Source organism: Sulfurivirga sp. (genome assembly GCF_015490265.1).
In the GTDB taxonomy this organism is placed as follows: Bacteria; Pseudomonadota; Gammaproteobacteria; order Thiomicrospirales; family Thiomicrospiraceae; genus Sulfurivirga.
Window position 1 is genome coordinate 1 of record NZ_WFYD01000100.1, and the last position, 11,830, is coordinate 11,830.

The 11,830-nt window shown below is 60.1% G+C and carries 14 protein-coding genes and 2 rRNA genes; 8 read left to right on the forward strand and 8 right to left on the reverse strand.

The features are described from left to right. Positions 1-24 precede the first annotated feature (24 nt). Complete coding sequence (locus tag F8K16_RS06570) at positions 25-558, reverse strand: putative metalloprotease CJM1_0395 family protein (RefSeq protein ID WP_294948452.1); 534 nt, start codon at positions 556-558, stop codon at positions 25-27. 230 nt (positions 559-788) lie between these two features. On the opposite strand from F8K16_RS06570, the gene F8K16_RS06575 reads away from it, so the two are divergent. The 3 genes from F8K16_RS06575 to F8K16_RS06585 are packed head-to-tail and all read left to right on the forward strand — an operon-like array spanning position 789 to position 2,796. Beyond that, positions 789-1,001, forward strand: coding sequence for a YjfB family protein (locus tag F8K16_RS06575; RefSeq protein ID WP_294948454.1), 213 nt, complete (start codon positions 789-791; stop codon positions 999-1,001). A 31-nt stretch (positions 1,002-1,032) separates the two neighbouring features. Next, positions 1,033-1,905, forward strand: a complete 873-nt coding sequence (locus F8K16_RS06580) for an HDOD domain-containing protein (RefSeq protein ID WP_294948456.1) — start codon at positions 1,033-1,035, stop codon at positions 1,903-1,905. A gap of 54 nt (positions 1,906-1,959) precedes the next feature. Beyond that, positions 1,960-2,796 carry an HDOD domain-containing protein gene (locus tag F8K16_RS06585; RefSeq protein ID WP_294948458.1) on the forward strand — a complete coding sequence of 279 codons (837 nt, stop codon included), beginning with the start codon at positions 1,960-1,962 and terminating at the stop codon, positions 2,794-2,796. Position 2,797: 1 nt separating this feature from the next. On the opposite strand, the gene F8K16_RS06590 is transcribed toward F8K16_RS06585, so the two are convergent. The 3 genes from F8K16_RS06590 to F8K16_RS06600 all read right to left on the reverse strand — a co-directional run bounded on the left by F8K16_RS06590 (position 2,798) and on the right by F8K16_RS06600 (position 5,236). Next, a complete protein-coding gene (locus F8K16_RS06590) occupies positions 2,798-3,565 on the reverse strand; it encodes an EI24 domain-containing protein (protein ID WP_294948460.1) in 768 nt (255 codons plus the stop codon). Positions 3,566-3,625: 60 nt separating this feature from the next. Beyond that, a complete protein-coding gene (locus F8K16_RS06595; protein WP_294948461.1) occupies positions 3,626-4,678 on the reverse strand; it encodes an NADP oxidoreductase in 1,053 nt (350 codons plus the stop codon). 66 nt (positions 4,679-4,744) lie between these two features. Beyond that, positions 4,745-5,236, reverse strand: a complete 492-nt coding sequence (locus F8K16_RS06600; protein WP_294948463.1) for a hypothetical protein — start codon at positions 5,234-5,236, stop codon at positions 4,745-4,747. A gap of 82 nt (positions 5,237-5,318) precedes the next feature. Here F8K16_RS06600 and nfo point away from each other — a divergent pair, with 82 nt between their 5' ends. The 4 genes from nfo to F8K16_RS06620 all read left to right on the forward strand — a co-directional run bounded on the left by nfo (position 5,319) and on the right by F8K16_RS06620 (position 8,078). Then, entirely contained in the window at positions 5,319-6,182 is an 864-nt protein-coding gene (nfo, locus tag F8K16_RS06605) for a deoxyribonuclease IV (RefSeq protein WP_294948465.1), read from the forward strand. Next, positions 6,179-6,823: an orotate phosphoribosyltransferase gene (pyrE, locus tag F8K16_RS06610; RefSeq protein WP_294948467.1), complete on the forward strand. Its 645-nt coding sequence runs from the start codon at positions 6,179-6,181 to the stop codon at positions 6,821-6,823. The genes nfo and pyrE overlap by 4 nt, the downstream gene beginning before the upstream one ends. 2 nt (positions 6,824-6,825) lie before the next feature. Then, positions 6,826-7,323, forward strand: a complete 498-nt coding sequence (locus F8K16_RS06615; protein ID WP_294948469.1) for a histidine phosphatase family protein — start codon at positions 6,826-6,828, stop codon at positions 7,321-7,323. 110 nt (positions 7,324-7,433) lie between these two features. Next, positions 7,434-8,078 (forward strand): OmpA family protein, encoded by a 645-nt coding sequence (locus tag F8K16_RS06620; protein ID WP_294948471.1) that lies wholly within the window; start codon positions 7,434-7,436, stop codon positions 8,076-8,078. Positions 8,079-8,196: 118 nt separating this feature from the next. Here the strand turns inward: F8K16_RS06620 and F8K16_RS06625 are convergent, their stop codons facing one another. Both F8K16_RS06625 and F8K16_RS06630 read right to left on the reverse strand, forming a co-directional pair. Then, a complete protein-coding gene (locus F8K16_RS06625; protein WP_294948473.1) occupies positions 8,197-9,384 on the reverse strand; it encodes an OmpP1/FadL family transporter in 1,188 nt (395 codons plus the stop codon). A 166-nt stretch (positions 9,385-9,550) separates the two neighbouring features. Beyond that, positions 9,551-9,994, reverse strand: a complete 444-nt coding sequence (locus F8K16_RS06630; RefSeq protein ID WP_294948475.1) for a methylated-DNA--[protein]-cysteine S-methyltransferase — start codon at positions 9,992-9,994, stop codon at positions 9,551-9,553. Here F8K16_RS06630 and F8K16_RS06635 point away from each other — a divergent pair. Beyond that, the gene (locus F8K16_RS06635) at positions 9,993-11,138 is read left to right on the forward strand and encodes a hypothetical protein (RefSeq protein WP_294948477.1); all 1,146 of its coding nucleotides are present in this window, start codon (positions 9,993-9,995) and stop codon (positions 11,136-11,138) included. The genes F8K16_RS06630 and F8K16_RS06635 overlap by 2 nt on opposite strands. A gap of 202 nt (positions 11,139-11,340) precedes the next feature. Here the strand turns inward: F8K16_RS06635 and rrf are convergent. Both rrf and F8K16_RS06645 read right to left on the reverse strand, forming a co-directional pair. Then, positions 11,341-11,455 (reverse strand): 5S ribosomal RNA (gene rrf / locus F8K16_RS06640). 99 nt (positions 11,456-11,554) lie between these two features. Further along, positions 11,555-11,830 (reverse strand): 23S ribosomal RNA (locus F8K16_RS06645); the annotation flags it as partial.

The following is an 11,830-nucleotide window of genomic DNA, read 5'->3' on the forward strand; positions in this document are numbered from 1 at the left end:
CAGAAGACCTTCTGCCCGAGCTGATCACGCCTGCAGGCGCAGGCGTGTCTGCCACGCCTGCCGCGCCTCGATGCCCGCCGCCACCAGCGGGTTGTCATTCACCACCTTCCCAACCCGCTTCTCTGCCGTCCGGCCAATGCCCTGTCTGTCCGTGGCTGACTCATCCTCTGCGCCACCAACCTCGCGCCGAGACAGTTCGACCGCAGCCTGAGCCATCTGCTGCGCCGCCAGTGCAGCCACCCGCTGATCCTGTGGGGACGGCTCCGCCGGCGCCAGTGCCGCCCGCTGCACCACCTGCATCTTGGCGATGGTCTCCTCCGGCGTGCGCCCCGGAGAGACATCAATGCCCACCTCTCCGCCCACGGCATACTGGCGGCCATCCGGACCGGTCTCATAAGTCAACTGCATGCCGGAGGTGGCATACCCGCCCGCGGCGGCCAGATGCGCCATTTCATGAGCCCGCACCTCCCGGTCACGCGCCCTGAGCCGCTCCAGCTGCCGCTGAGCCTCCGGTGACAGGCTGGTTCGGTCACTCTGCCCGCGCCTCTTTCCTTCCAAAGATGCCGGCGCCTGCACAGAAGTGTCCGCCCGCTTCGCAGACGCAACCGCACCCTCTTCCGCCCCTGCAGGCGGAAGCACGCTGAGCCCATGCTGCGGCACGGCAAGAACGGAGACCTTTGCATTGTCCATGATTTCATATATATCAAACACTTGCGCGGGCAGGCAACTTTTTTCTCAAGTCTCCCCGCCTACTGCCGTTAACCTGTTTGAACAAAGGAGCAAGAATCATGGACATCAGCAATGTCTCACCCGGCGCCGTCGTCTCAGCCGTGATGGCTCAGCAGGAAGCCAGCGTGCGTCAGAGTGCCCAGATCACCATGTTCAAGAAGGCGCTGGACATGCAGACACAGGGCATCCTGCAACTGATCGCCTCCGTGCCGGGCAACCCCCGCGCCGGACTGCCGGATCATATCGGCCAGAACATCAACACGACAGCTTGAAGCACTTTCGGGCGCCGGGTATGCTGGCGCCATGCCCGACACTCAGCTTAAAACCCACCTTGAGCGCGCCACCCGCATTCTGAAGCAGGTGAGCGTTCCACACCTGCCGCAGGAACTGCTGCGACTGCAACAGGAACTTCAGGCGCGCTATCCCAACAGCGTCACCATGGCCCAGCTGATCGCCCGCAACCCCGAACTGCTCTCCTCCTTTCTGGAACTGGCCAACAACACCCTCGATCCGGACCCGCCTCTGAAGGACGCCCGCTCCGCGGTCAATCTGCTGGGACTGGAGGAGGTGGGCAATGTCTTTCTGGCCGCCAGCCTTGAAGAGGTCGTGGCCCAGACACGCGAGGAGAAAGCCATCATACGGCATGGCGCGCGGGCGGGCATTGCGGCAGCCGAGCTGAGCTACTGGGTGCCGGAGGTGAGCCGGGCGGACGCCTATCTGTGCGGGCTGGTGCAGAATGTGGGCGGCATCTTCATGCTGCGCGCCGGACTGCCCTACTACCGCCACTTTCACCGCCAGCTCAATCACCCGTTCACCGCTTATGAAACCGAACTGGCCGAACATGGCACGGCGCACACCTTCGTTGGCGCCATCGTGGCCCGCCACTGGCACATGGACGAGACGGTGGCCGAAACGCTGCTGTGGCATCATGACCGCCAGCTGCTGACCGGCTCGCTCCAGGCTTCAGAGGCGGTGCGCCGGCGGGTGGCGCTGGTGGTGCTGGCCAACTACATCGTCACCACCACACTGGGCGAGGCCTTCCTGAGCGAGGAGCTGAGCGAAAGCCGAGAACTGGCACAGAAGGTGCTTCACCTGCCGGAGCCGGCTCTGCAGGCGGCCACCGCCGCCACCCTCAAATGGGGCCGCAGCGCGGCGCTGGTCAGCGCTTCCCATTGAATACGCGTAGCGGAGACTTTAGGCTATTGCAAAAAAATTAAAAGAACTCGAACCATGAAAGATTTTCTGCACGAGGCCGTATCCCTGCTGCGCTCCATTCACGTCCCCTCCCTGCCGGAAGAGATCATCCGCCTGAAGGAGGAGCTCAACAAGAAATACCCCAACACCGTCACCATCGCCAGACTGATCAGCAAGAATCCGGAAATCCTCAACCACTTCCTCAAACTGGTCAACGCCAACCTGACCGACACGGACGAATACATCCGCGACGCCCAGGCTGCCGTCAACATCCTCGGCATGCAGGAGATCTACAACATCTTCACGGCTTCGGCCTTTTCCAGATTCATCGCCAAAACGACAGCCGAGCGGGACATCCTCAAACATGGTGCAAAGACAGGTGTCGTGGCCGCAGAACTGGCTTCTTTCACCGGCACCGTGACACGCTCCGAGGCCTATCTGGCCGCCCTGGCCCAGAACATGGGCGCCATCTTTCTGCTCAGGCTGGAACGGGACGGGTATGAGGAAACCTTCTTCCAGCAGATGGCCTGGCCGTTTAAGGCCTATCTGGAGGAGGCCAAGATCATGCAGACCACTCATGCCTATGCGGGCGTGATTGTGGCCAGGAAATGGGACATGCCGGCGGACATCTATCAGGCCATCCTGCTGCACCATGACGAGCAATTCATCGGCAAGACGGCCAACCATCCCAAGGTGCGCATCCTGGTGGCGCTGATCATGATGAGCAACTATCTGGTCAGCGCCAGCCTTGGGGAGAACTACATGACCAGCGAGATCAAACGCATGCGCCAGCTGGCGCAGACGGTGCTGGAGTTGCCGAACACCGCCACCCGCAGCGCCACCAATATGCTGCTCAAATACTGCGACAAATAGCCTATGCGCCGCCCTGCTGTTCGGCGGTCAGGCGCTCGAAGAAATAGTGTGCCAGCGCGATCACAGCCAGCATGGGGGCGAACAGCCCCATCAGCGGCAGCATGGAGAGCAGGTAGAACACCATCAGCACCAGGGTGGGCGTCCAGTTGGTCAGCGGTTTCTCACGCTCGAACATCTCCTGCGGCAGAATGACGCTGCCCACATCCAGCACCATGGAATAGCGGAAGAACAGAAAGCCCAGCCACCAGAACCACACCACGTTGAGCAGCGGCACGAACAGAATGGGCAGAGTGATGATCAGCAGCAGCAGCAGGCCGAGGCCGTAGAGGGCCAGCTTGCCGATCATGCCCCACATGCTGCCGTGGCCGTGGTATTCCAGTCCCGCGTAATGGCGCTCGTGCACCACCTTCACCAGTGTCTCGGTCATGAAGCCGGCCACCAGCATGGCGAACAGCAACACCAGATAGCTGCCGATGAGCACGCTCAGCACACCGGCGGTGACGGTGACCACCGCACTGATGAGCCACACCAGCAGCGCACCGATGATGGGAATGCTCTGCACGCTCTGCTGAGCGCTGTCGAGCCACTGATGCAGCTCGATCATCATGGGTGACTGTTGCAGCCAGTCGCTGGTGAGCACCAGCCCGAACAGCCCGTAGCCCAGCAGCGACACCAGCACGATGCCGGCCGCCAGCGGAATGAACAGGCGCATCAGGATGCGCGGGTCGCGCAGATCGCCCAGCGTGCGCAGCAGAATGTCCACAACCATGGGGTCTCCCCTGTTTTTGCAGGATGCCGGTCAGCCCGGCGGAAAAATCGTCGAAATTCCTCAGAACAGATCGGTCTGCAGGCGCCCTTCCGCCTTGAGCGCGTCAAAACCCGCATCGCCAAGCAGCTGCCGCAGCGTATCCAGCACCGCAGGGCCCATGCCACGCTTGTCGCCGCACAGATAGACATGGGCGCCCTCACCGATCCAGGCGCGCACCTCACCCGCGTGCTCGGCCAGACGGTGCTGCACGTAGATTTTCTCAGCCTGATCCCGGCTGAAGGCGGTAGTGAGCCTGAGCGCGCCATCATCCACCCAGTGCTCCAGCCGCTCACGGCACAGGAAGGTCTTCTCCCGGCGGGTCTCGCCAAAGAACAGCCAGTTGCCGCTGCGGGCGCCTGTAGCCACCCGGTCGGCCACAAAGCCCATGAAGGGCGCCAGCCCCACCCCCGCACCGATCATGATGATGGGCGTGTTCCCATCCTCCGGCAGTCTGAAGTGGGGGTTGGCCTGAATGCGGCCAAGCACCCGGTCGCCCGGCTCAAGATGCGCCAGCGTCCAGGTGGCCGCACCTGGGTGCTCCCGGTCGCACACCTGGTGCACCACCTCGCGAAAGAGCAGATGCACCTGGCCAGGCGTAGCCCGCCATGAAGAGGCGATGGAATAGAAGCGCGGCGCCAGCACGGACAGCTGCGGCAGCAACTCCAGTCCGAGCGCGCGGGCTTCTGGATAATCGCACAGCAGATCCAGCAGGTTGCGTCGGGCGGCCCAGGCGGCCATCTCGGCACGGTCCGCCCATTCGCCGATGCCGAATGTCCGCTTGAGGCGGTTGAGGAGCGCCGGGTCCAGCTGGGTGATTTCCAGATGCCGACCGAGCGCCTCGGCCGCGGTCACCTCACCGATACGGCGCAGCGCCACCCGCTCATGCCCGCTGAGCGAGAGCGCCCGCAGCACATCTTCCACCACCCGCGGAGGGTTGACCGGCTGCACCAGAAACCAGTCGCCGGGCGCGTAGGCCTCCTCGCATGCCAGCTTCAGACACCAGACCCGCTTGTCCGCACCCGGCGCGCTCTGACGCTCCAGAGCCAGCACGGAAAAATGCTGCATCGTCTTCATGAGCGCCATTCTGCCCCACGGTCGGGCAAAAGAAAAGGGGCCGCAGCCCCTTCCTTATGCAGCGTCCTACTGAGTCAGCCGCGCCATCAGCAGTTGCACCCATGGCAGGGTCACCGCCACGGTGACGCCGGCCACCAGTCCGCCCACCAGCCCCATGGCCAGCTGGGGCAGCACTGTCTGCTCGGCGATGTGGATCTTCTCCACCTTGCGGTTGATCAGCTCGAAGGCCTCGATCTGGCGCTTCATCAGGCCGTTGAGGGTATGGATCTGCTTGTAGAGCAGCTTCTGCTGGCTCTCCAGCTGCTTGCCGCCGTTACGGCTCACCGTCTCGGCCTGACGCAGCTGCCGGGCCAGCTCGCCGATGGCCGCGTCCATCTGACGCACCAGATCGTGCACCGCCTTCTTGTCCTCCACCAGCCACTGCAGGTCGGGCGGAATCTCATCCTGCTGCGGCTCCATGTCCGCCATGCCGTTGCGGCGCTGCTGCTGGGCCATGGCCGCCTCCAGCAGCGCCTTCTTGGGCTTGAGCGGGTCCACCTGCGAAAGATCGATCGGCATGGTCACCTCCTGTCAAAAATCCGTCACCTTTTTCGCTGTGCTAACCTATTGGCAACCTCCGTGCCAACAGGAAATCACGCCCATGACCAAATACATCGGCGCCCATGTCTCCGCCGCCGGCGGTGTGGCCGAAGCGCCCGTCAGAGCCCATGCCATCGGCGCCACCGCTTTTGCCCTGTTCACCAAGAACCAGCGCCAGTGGCATGCCAAACCCCTGACGGAGGACCAGATCACCCTGTTCCGCCAGCGCTGTCGGGAACTTGACTACGGCCCCCGCCAGATCCTTCCCCATGACAGCTATCTGATCAATCTGGGCCACCCGGAAGAGGACAAGTGGCGCAAGTCGCTCGACGCCTTCATCGACGAGCTGAGCCGCTGCCACCAGCTGGGCATCCGCATGCTCAACTTCCATCCCGGCAGCCACCTGCGCCAGATCAGCGAATCCGCCTGTCTGGCCCGCATCGCCCGCGCCATCAACACGGCGCTGGAACAGGTGCCGGAGGTCATCGCCGTGCTGGAAAACACCGCCGGACAGGGCTCCAACGTGGGCTGGCGCTTCGAGCAGCTGGCCGAGATCATGGACCAGGTGGAACAACCCGACCGGGTGGGCGTTTGCATCGACACCTGCCACGCCTACGCCGCCGGCTACGACCTGCGTGACGACTACGAGGGGGTCATGCGTCAACTGTGCAACACCGTGGGACAGGCAAAAGTGCTCACCTTCCATGTTAATGACAGCAAGGGGGCACTGGGCAGCCGACTGGACCGCCACCACAGCCTGGGAGAAGGCCTGCTGGGCTGGGAGCCCTTCCGCCGCCTGATGCAGGATCCCCGCTGGGATGGCCGCCCCTTCATCCTCGAAACCATCGACCCCGAACGCTGGCCGGCGGAAATTGCACAACTGAAACAGTTCATGCACAATGCAGACAAAGAGGAGCAGGCATGACACGCGAACACTTCATCGAATTCCTGCTTGACGCGGACATTCTCAAACTGGGTGAGTTCACCCTCAAATCCGGCCGCAAAAGCCCCTACTTCTTCAACGCCGGGCTCATCAACACCGGCGCCCAGATCAGCCAGCTGGCCCGGGCCTACGCAAGCACCATCGCCACCTCCGGCATCGGTTTCGACGTGCTGTTCGGCCCCGCCTACAAGGGCATTCCGCTGGCGGCCACCACCGCCATGGCACTGGCGGAATTCCACCAGATCGACCCGCCATTCGCCTACAACCGCAAGGAAGCCAAGGACCATGGCGAGGGCGGTCGCATCGTGGGTGCGGAACTGAAAGGACAGGTGCTCATCATCGATGACGTCATCACCGCCGGCACCGCCATCCGCGAGTCCATCGAACTGATCCGGGCCGAAGGCGCCCGGCCTGCCGGAGTGGTCGTCGCCCTCGACCGCAAGGAAAAGGGTCAGGGCGAGCTGTCCGCCATTCAGGAAATCGAACAGGAATTCGGCATTCCTGTCATCAGCATCGTCACCATCGACGACATCATCGACTACCTGGCCCGGCGCAGCCATGAATACGGCGAACTGATCGACGCCATGCGCCAATATCGACAGCAATATGGAGTGAACGACTGACCATGGGCACCCCGTTGCGAGAACTGCTCATCATCCGCCACGCCAAATCCGACTGGTCCGACGACAGCCTCGAAGACTTTGACCGCCCCCTTTCCGACAAGGGCAAAAAACAGGCCTGCAAGATGGGCCACTGGCTGGCCGAGCACGACCTCATCCCCGACCTGATCATCGCCTCACCCGCCCAACGGGCGCAGCAGACCCTCTCACGCATGACCCGCCACTGGGACACCAAACCGGACATCATCGAAGAATCCCGCCTCTATGAAGCGGACCTCGACACCCTGCTGGACATCGTGCGCCATCTGCCCGACCGGCACCGCATCGCCATTGTGGGCCACAACCCCGGCCTCGAAGACCTTCTTGGCTGGCTCACCGGCAACAACGAGGACGGCCGCCTGTCCACCTGTGCCATCGCCCACCTCATCCTGCCCGGCGACCTGTCACAGCTCAATGCGGGAGAAGCCAAGCTCACCCAGAAGATCACCCCCAAATCCGCCTGATTGGCTCATAAATTCTTTTTTCCCAGCAACAAAAGCATTAGAATATTGCAACGAAAATCATGCGGCCATCGCATGACCCTTTCCGACAGGCAATTCACAGGAGTATGCTCATGAAAAAGACGATCATCGCCACAGCTCTGCTGACACTGGCCGGCAGCGCCTACGCTGCGCCCAAAGGCGACATCATGGCCAACGGCACCGACGCCTACGCCATTGACACCGAAGGACGTGTAGTACGCGACAACTTCGGCGGTTGCGTGCGCTCCATCCACTGGACCAAGGAAACCGCCATCCCCGCCTGTGAAGGCTGGCCGGAACCCAAGCCCGAGCCGAAAGCCGCTCCCGCTCCGGCCCCCATGCCCAAGGCAGAACCCAAGCCTGAACCCAAGGTGGAAGCCAAGCCTGCGCCCAAGGAAGAACCCTTCCCCGTCTTCCGCGGCCTGTTCAAGACCAACAGCGCAGAGCTGTCCGATGACGCCTTCGGCAAACTCGACATGATCGTCGACTACCTGAAAAAGCATCCCGACATGCGCATCCGCGTTGAAGGCTACACCGACAGCACTGGCAACGCTGAATACAACAAGAAGCTGTCCCAGAAGCGCGCCGAAGCCGTCAAGGCCTACCTGGTCAAGCAGGGCATCAGCGCTGACCGCATCGAGGCTGTGGGCTACGGTGAGGAAAACCCGGTGGCCGACAACAGCACACCGGAAGGCCGCCAGGCCAACCGCCGCGTGGAAATCAAGCCGATCAAATAAGCGCTCTTGGTTTCACTCAGAGAACAAAGCCGGGCCTCGCCCGGCTTTTTCTTTGCCCGAATTCCAGGCACAAAAAAGCCGCCCGAAGGCGGCTTGATTTCAAGAATTAGCCTCTTGATCAGAAGTCATACCGCAGAGAAACGGTATAGCCGATTTGAGAGTGCTTGGTTTTCAGGTCTGTTGTTGCATTGACCTTAACTGTGTCAGATGTTTCAGGGGCATATACAATCGCGGCATCAATGCCCATCTTATCGGTAAGCTTATACCCGCCACCAAGTGTAAAGTGGTTTTCAACCGTACCCGGGAAGAACAGATAGTTGAAGAAATTGAGTGTCAACCCCTTGGCACCAGATGTCAGACCATTCTTCTTGATCGGATTGGAGCCATGATTGAAGCCAGCGCCCACCCAGTAGCCATTACCAGAATACTTGATGCCCGCAGCAACAACGTTTTGATCTTCCCAGCCAAACTGCTTGTAGCCCTTGGCATCACCCCACTTGATCTGCTTGAAGTCCGCCGTCATCAGCAGATTGCCCATGTTGTAGGCCACGCCTGCACCCAGAACGGCCGGCTGTTCAAGGTCGTCACTCATAGTTCCACCCAGATAAGGGGCAAAAGGTGCTGAAGCGACAGACAACTGGTTCTTGTAGGTCATCTTGATCGGTGAATCATAGGAGACACCTACTGTCAGGTTATCAGTCACATCAAAGCTGACACCAAGGATGAAACCGAAACCAAAATCCTGATCCATGCCGGACCCGACAGTATTGGTTCCTTGCTTGTAGTTGATATCCAAAGCACCATACTGCAGAACAAGACCAGCCCCAATGTTGAAACCACTGCCCACATTGAAGGCAACAGAGGGCACAAACTTCATCAGCTGCAGAGTAGATTGAGCTTCATACAGATTGGGCTCACCAGAATGATCTACACCCATACCGGCGGAACCAAACATGCCAATACCCCAAGCGAATCCATCACCATCGCTGTTTACGATGGAGACTTCGGGAATCACATTGGTATCCGCCTTGGAGGTATGGTCATACCCCATGGCAGGATAGCCCGTGTTGACGGAAGGCTTGAACAGCGTGCCGCCAAAGGAAATTTCGGTCTTCTTCGCCTTGGCCAGCAGCGCCGGGTTGGTCAGTGCGTTCTCGGAGCCAAAGAAGGCGGCAGTGCCGGTCCCGCCCAGCGCGCGAGACTGCGCACCCAGTCCAATCAGCATGTCACCATTGGTCGCAAAAGCCGGTGTGGCAGCCAGTGTGGCCGCAGAGATGGCCAGTGCCAGTGTGGTCTTCTTCATCATCGGTTGTCCTCTCTTTTGTCGTTGTGAAATCTTCATTGCGCAAGGCAAATGTCCTGCCTACTATGCAGACAACCGCTCCAGATTGAAAATCAGACTTTTTAATCGGCGAATAATGAATAACTAATGCATTTTTTAGATCTTCAACTTCAATAACTTAGAACTTGTATCAGAATTTCATGTTATTCTTATTCCTCTGTTCCCAGCTCAACATTCTGGCCTTGCATGCCACGCCAAAAGCAAACCCGCCCAGCGTCCCATCACTGCGTATCACCCGGTGACACGGCACCCGCCAGATAATGGGATTTCGCTTCAACGCCTGCGCCACCGCCCGTTGTGCGCCCGGTCGGCCAACCCACTCCGCAAGTTCACCATAGCTGACCGTCTCACCTATGGGAATGGTCATGGCCGCCTCCCACACCCTGACCTGAAATGGCGTCCCCTGTAGCTCCAATGGCATACGATTGAACACCTCCCATGTCAACTTGCCTGCACATGTGGGGGGCGTTCCCACTGCTGCCCGTACCAGGCGTCCGGCCTCAATCTGCGCCCACAGCAGCGGAACCCCCTCAGGCACGGCAACCTGAAACATCCCTTCTATAATATGCGCCATGCAACCCTCTCTGATCCGTCAAAGGCTTCTGCGCGATAGCCGCCCGGCACTCCAGCGGCTGCTGGCCCGACATGCCTTCTGGGACGAAGACGCTCAAAAACTGATTATAGACCTCACACCCTTCCACGCCGGACTCATGCCCGTCAGCCTGCCCGGCTGGGAGCAGCTTGTCGGCTGGCAGGGCAGGGCACCTGAACTGCCGGACTGGCCGTTGCTCAACTGGCCCGCACAACCGGCTGTGCAACGCTGGCGTCGTCACATCCCGCAATGGGTGGAAGATACACTCCTTCGACTCCCCCGATCTCACCAGCTCAAGCTGCTCTATCTCAGCGCCCGCTATCCTCAGATGCTGGAACTGCTGGAAAAAATGCCGGTACTGGCTTGGCGCATTGCCGCCAGTGGCATGGATGAACAGACACTCCGAACACTGTTCCCCAAACCACGCACCTTCATTAACGCTTCAGTCGGCTGGCCTGCGGAGCGTGCAGCCCTCCGCTTTCTGCAAAGACTGCGCCTGCGCCGCATGGATGAAGAAATGATTGCGCAGGTGGAAACCTGTCTCAACGAACCGAACACCCTTCACAGATCGGTAGAACTGCCACGCATCAACAGCATGGCATTGACCCTCGCGGCCAACTTCCCCGATCTGGTGGCCACCCCGCTCCATCACAGCCTCGCACGCCAACCCTGCCGTCCGGAACAGTGCCGTCAGATGCATGCATTGATTGAAGATGCCCTCAAACTGGCCAAATGGCTGGACAAGGACATTACACCCATTCAGAACGCACGTTTCTTAGTGGAAATCGAGGACCTGTATTCCCAATGGCTCGCGGAAGCCATGGAAAAAGGCATCAACTGGACGCGCAAAAACACCGACCTTGCAAAAATAGGGGAGACCCCGTCAGACTGGCATCAGCTTTCAGAAAGAGAGCTTGACGAAAGCATAGCAGTGAGCGCTCATGCTTTCTTTATCGAACACTCAGAAGGGGCTCGGCTCTTCAGACATGCCCAACACCCCATCGTTGTTGCACTCATGCCGGACGGCACCCTTGTCGCCCGCACCTCGCACAATCGGCTCCCCACTCCCGAACAGCAAGCATGCATTGCGCTATTCAAAGCGAAACTCATGCAGACCAACGGCTGATCACGCCGTTAAACCTTCTCGCATATTCATTCATCAGGTTGACTCATGCCCGCCAGGAAATTCGCTCTTAAGCCACAAACGCCTATCGGGAACGACGACCGTGGGAAAAAGAACAAGAAGAAAATGTGGCCGTATCGCAACAGTCATGAAGGGGAACAAAAAAACCCCCTGCCTGTTTGGGCAGGGGGTTTGTTATGGATGAGGCTGGGGATGACCTACTCTCGCATGGGACCTCCCACACTACCATCGGCGCTGGCGCGTTTCACTTCTGAGTTCGGGATGGGATCAGGTGGTTCCACGCCGCTATGGTCCCCAGCCAATTGGGGAGGGAGGAAGCTTCCGCTTCCTCCCGATGTTCGGAACAGATCTCTTTTTTCATTCAGCCCGGTTTCGGGGCAGGTCACTTTTTGAGCTGTATGACCAAGCCTCACGGGTCATTAGTACCGGTTAGCTTCACGCATTACTGCGCTTCCACACCCGGCCTATCAACGTGGTGGTCTTCCACGGCCCTTCAGGGATCTCGAGGATCCAGGGAGAGCTTATCTTGGGGCAGGTTTCCCGCTTAGATGCTTTCAGCGGTTATCCCTTCCGAACGTAGCTACCCGGCAGTGCCGCTGGCGCGACAACCGGAACACCAGAGGTTCGTCCACTCCGGTCCTCTCGTACTAGGAGCAGCCCCCCTCAACTCTCCA

Coding starts and splice junctions, on each gene's coding strand:
- F8K16_RS06575 (WP_294948454.1), top strand. CDS start 789: ATGGACATCAGCAATGTCTCACCCGGCGCCGTCGTCTCAGCCGTGATG.
- F8K16_RS06580 (WP_294948456.1), top strand. CDS start 1,033: ATGCCCGACACTCAGCTTAAAACCCACCTTGAGCGCGCCACCCGCATT.
- F8K16_RS06585 (WP_294948458.1), top strand. CDS start 1,960: ATGAAAGATTTTCTGCACGAGGCCGTATCCCTGCTGCGCTCCATTCAC.
- F8K16_RS06590 (WP_294948460.1), bottom strand. CDS start 3,565: ATGGTTGTGGACATTCTGCTGCGCACGCTGGGCGATCTGCGCGACCCG.
- F8K16_RS06595 (WP_294948461.1), bottom strand. CDS start 4,678: ATGAAGACGATGCAGCATTTTTCCGTGCTGGCTCTGGAGCGTCAGAGC.
- F8K16_RS06600 (WP_294948463.1), bottom strand. CDS start 5,236: ATGCCGATCGATCTTTCGCAGGTGGACCCGCTCAAGCCCAAGAAGGCG.
- nfo (WP_294948465.1), top strand. CDS start 5,319: ATGACCAAATACATCGGCGCCCATGTCTCCGCCGCCGGCGGTGTGGCC.
- pyrE (WP_294948467.1), top strand. CDS start 6,179: ATGACACGCGAACACTTCATCGAATTCCTGCTTGACGCGGACATTCTC.
- F8K16_RS06615 (WP_294948469.1), top strand. CDS start 6,826: ATGGGCACCCCGTTGCGAGAACTGCTCATCATCCGCCACGCCAAATCC.
- F8K16_RS06620 (WP_294948471.1), top strand. CDS start 7,434: ATGAAAAAGACGATCATCGCCACAGCTCTGCTGACACTGGCCGGCAGC.
- F8K16_RS06625 (WP_294948473.1), bottom strand. CDS start 9,384: ATGATGAAGAAGACCACACTGGCACTGGCCATCTCTGCGGCCACACTG.
- F8K16_RS06635 (WP_294948477.1), top strand. CDS start 9,993: ATGCAACCCTCTCTGATCCGTCAAAGGCTTCTGCGCGATAGCCGCCCG.
- F8K16_RS06630 (WP_294948475.1), bottom strand. CDS start 9,994: ATGGCGCATATTATAGAAGGGATGTTTCAGGTTGCCGTGCCTGAGGGG.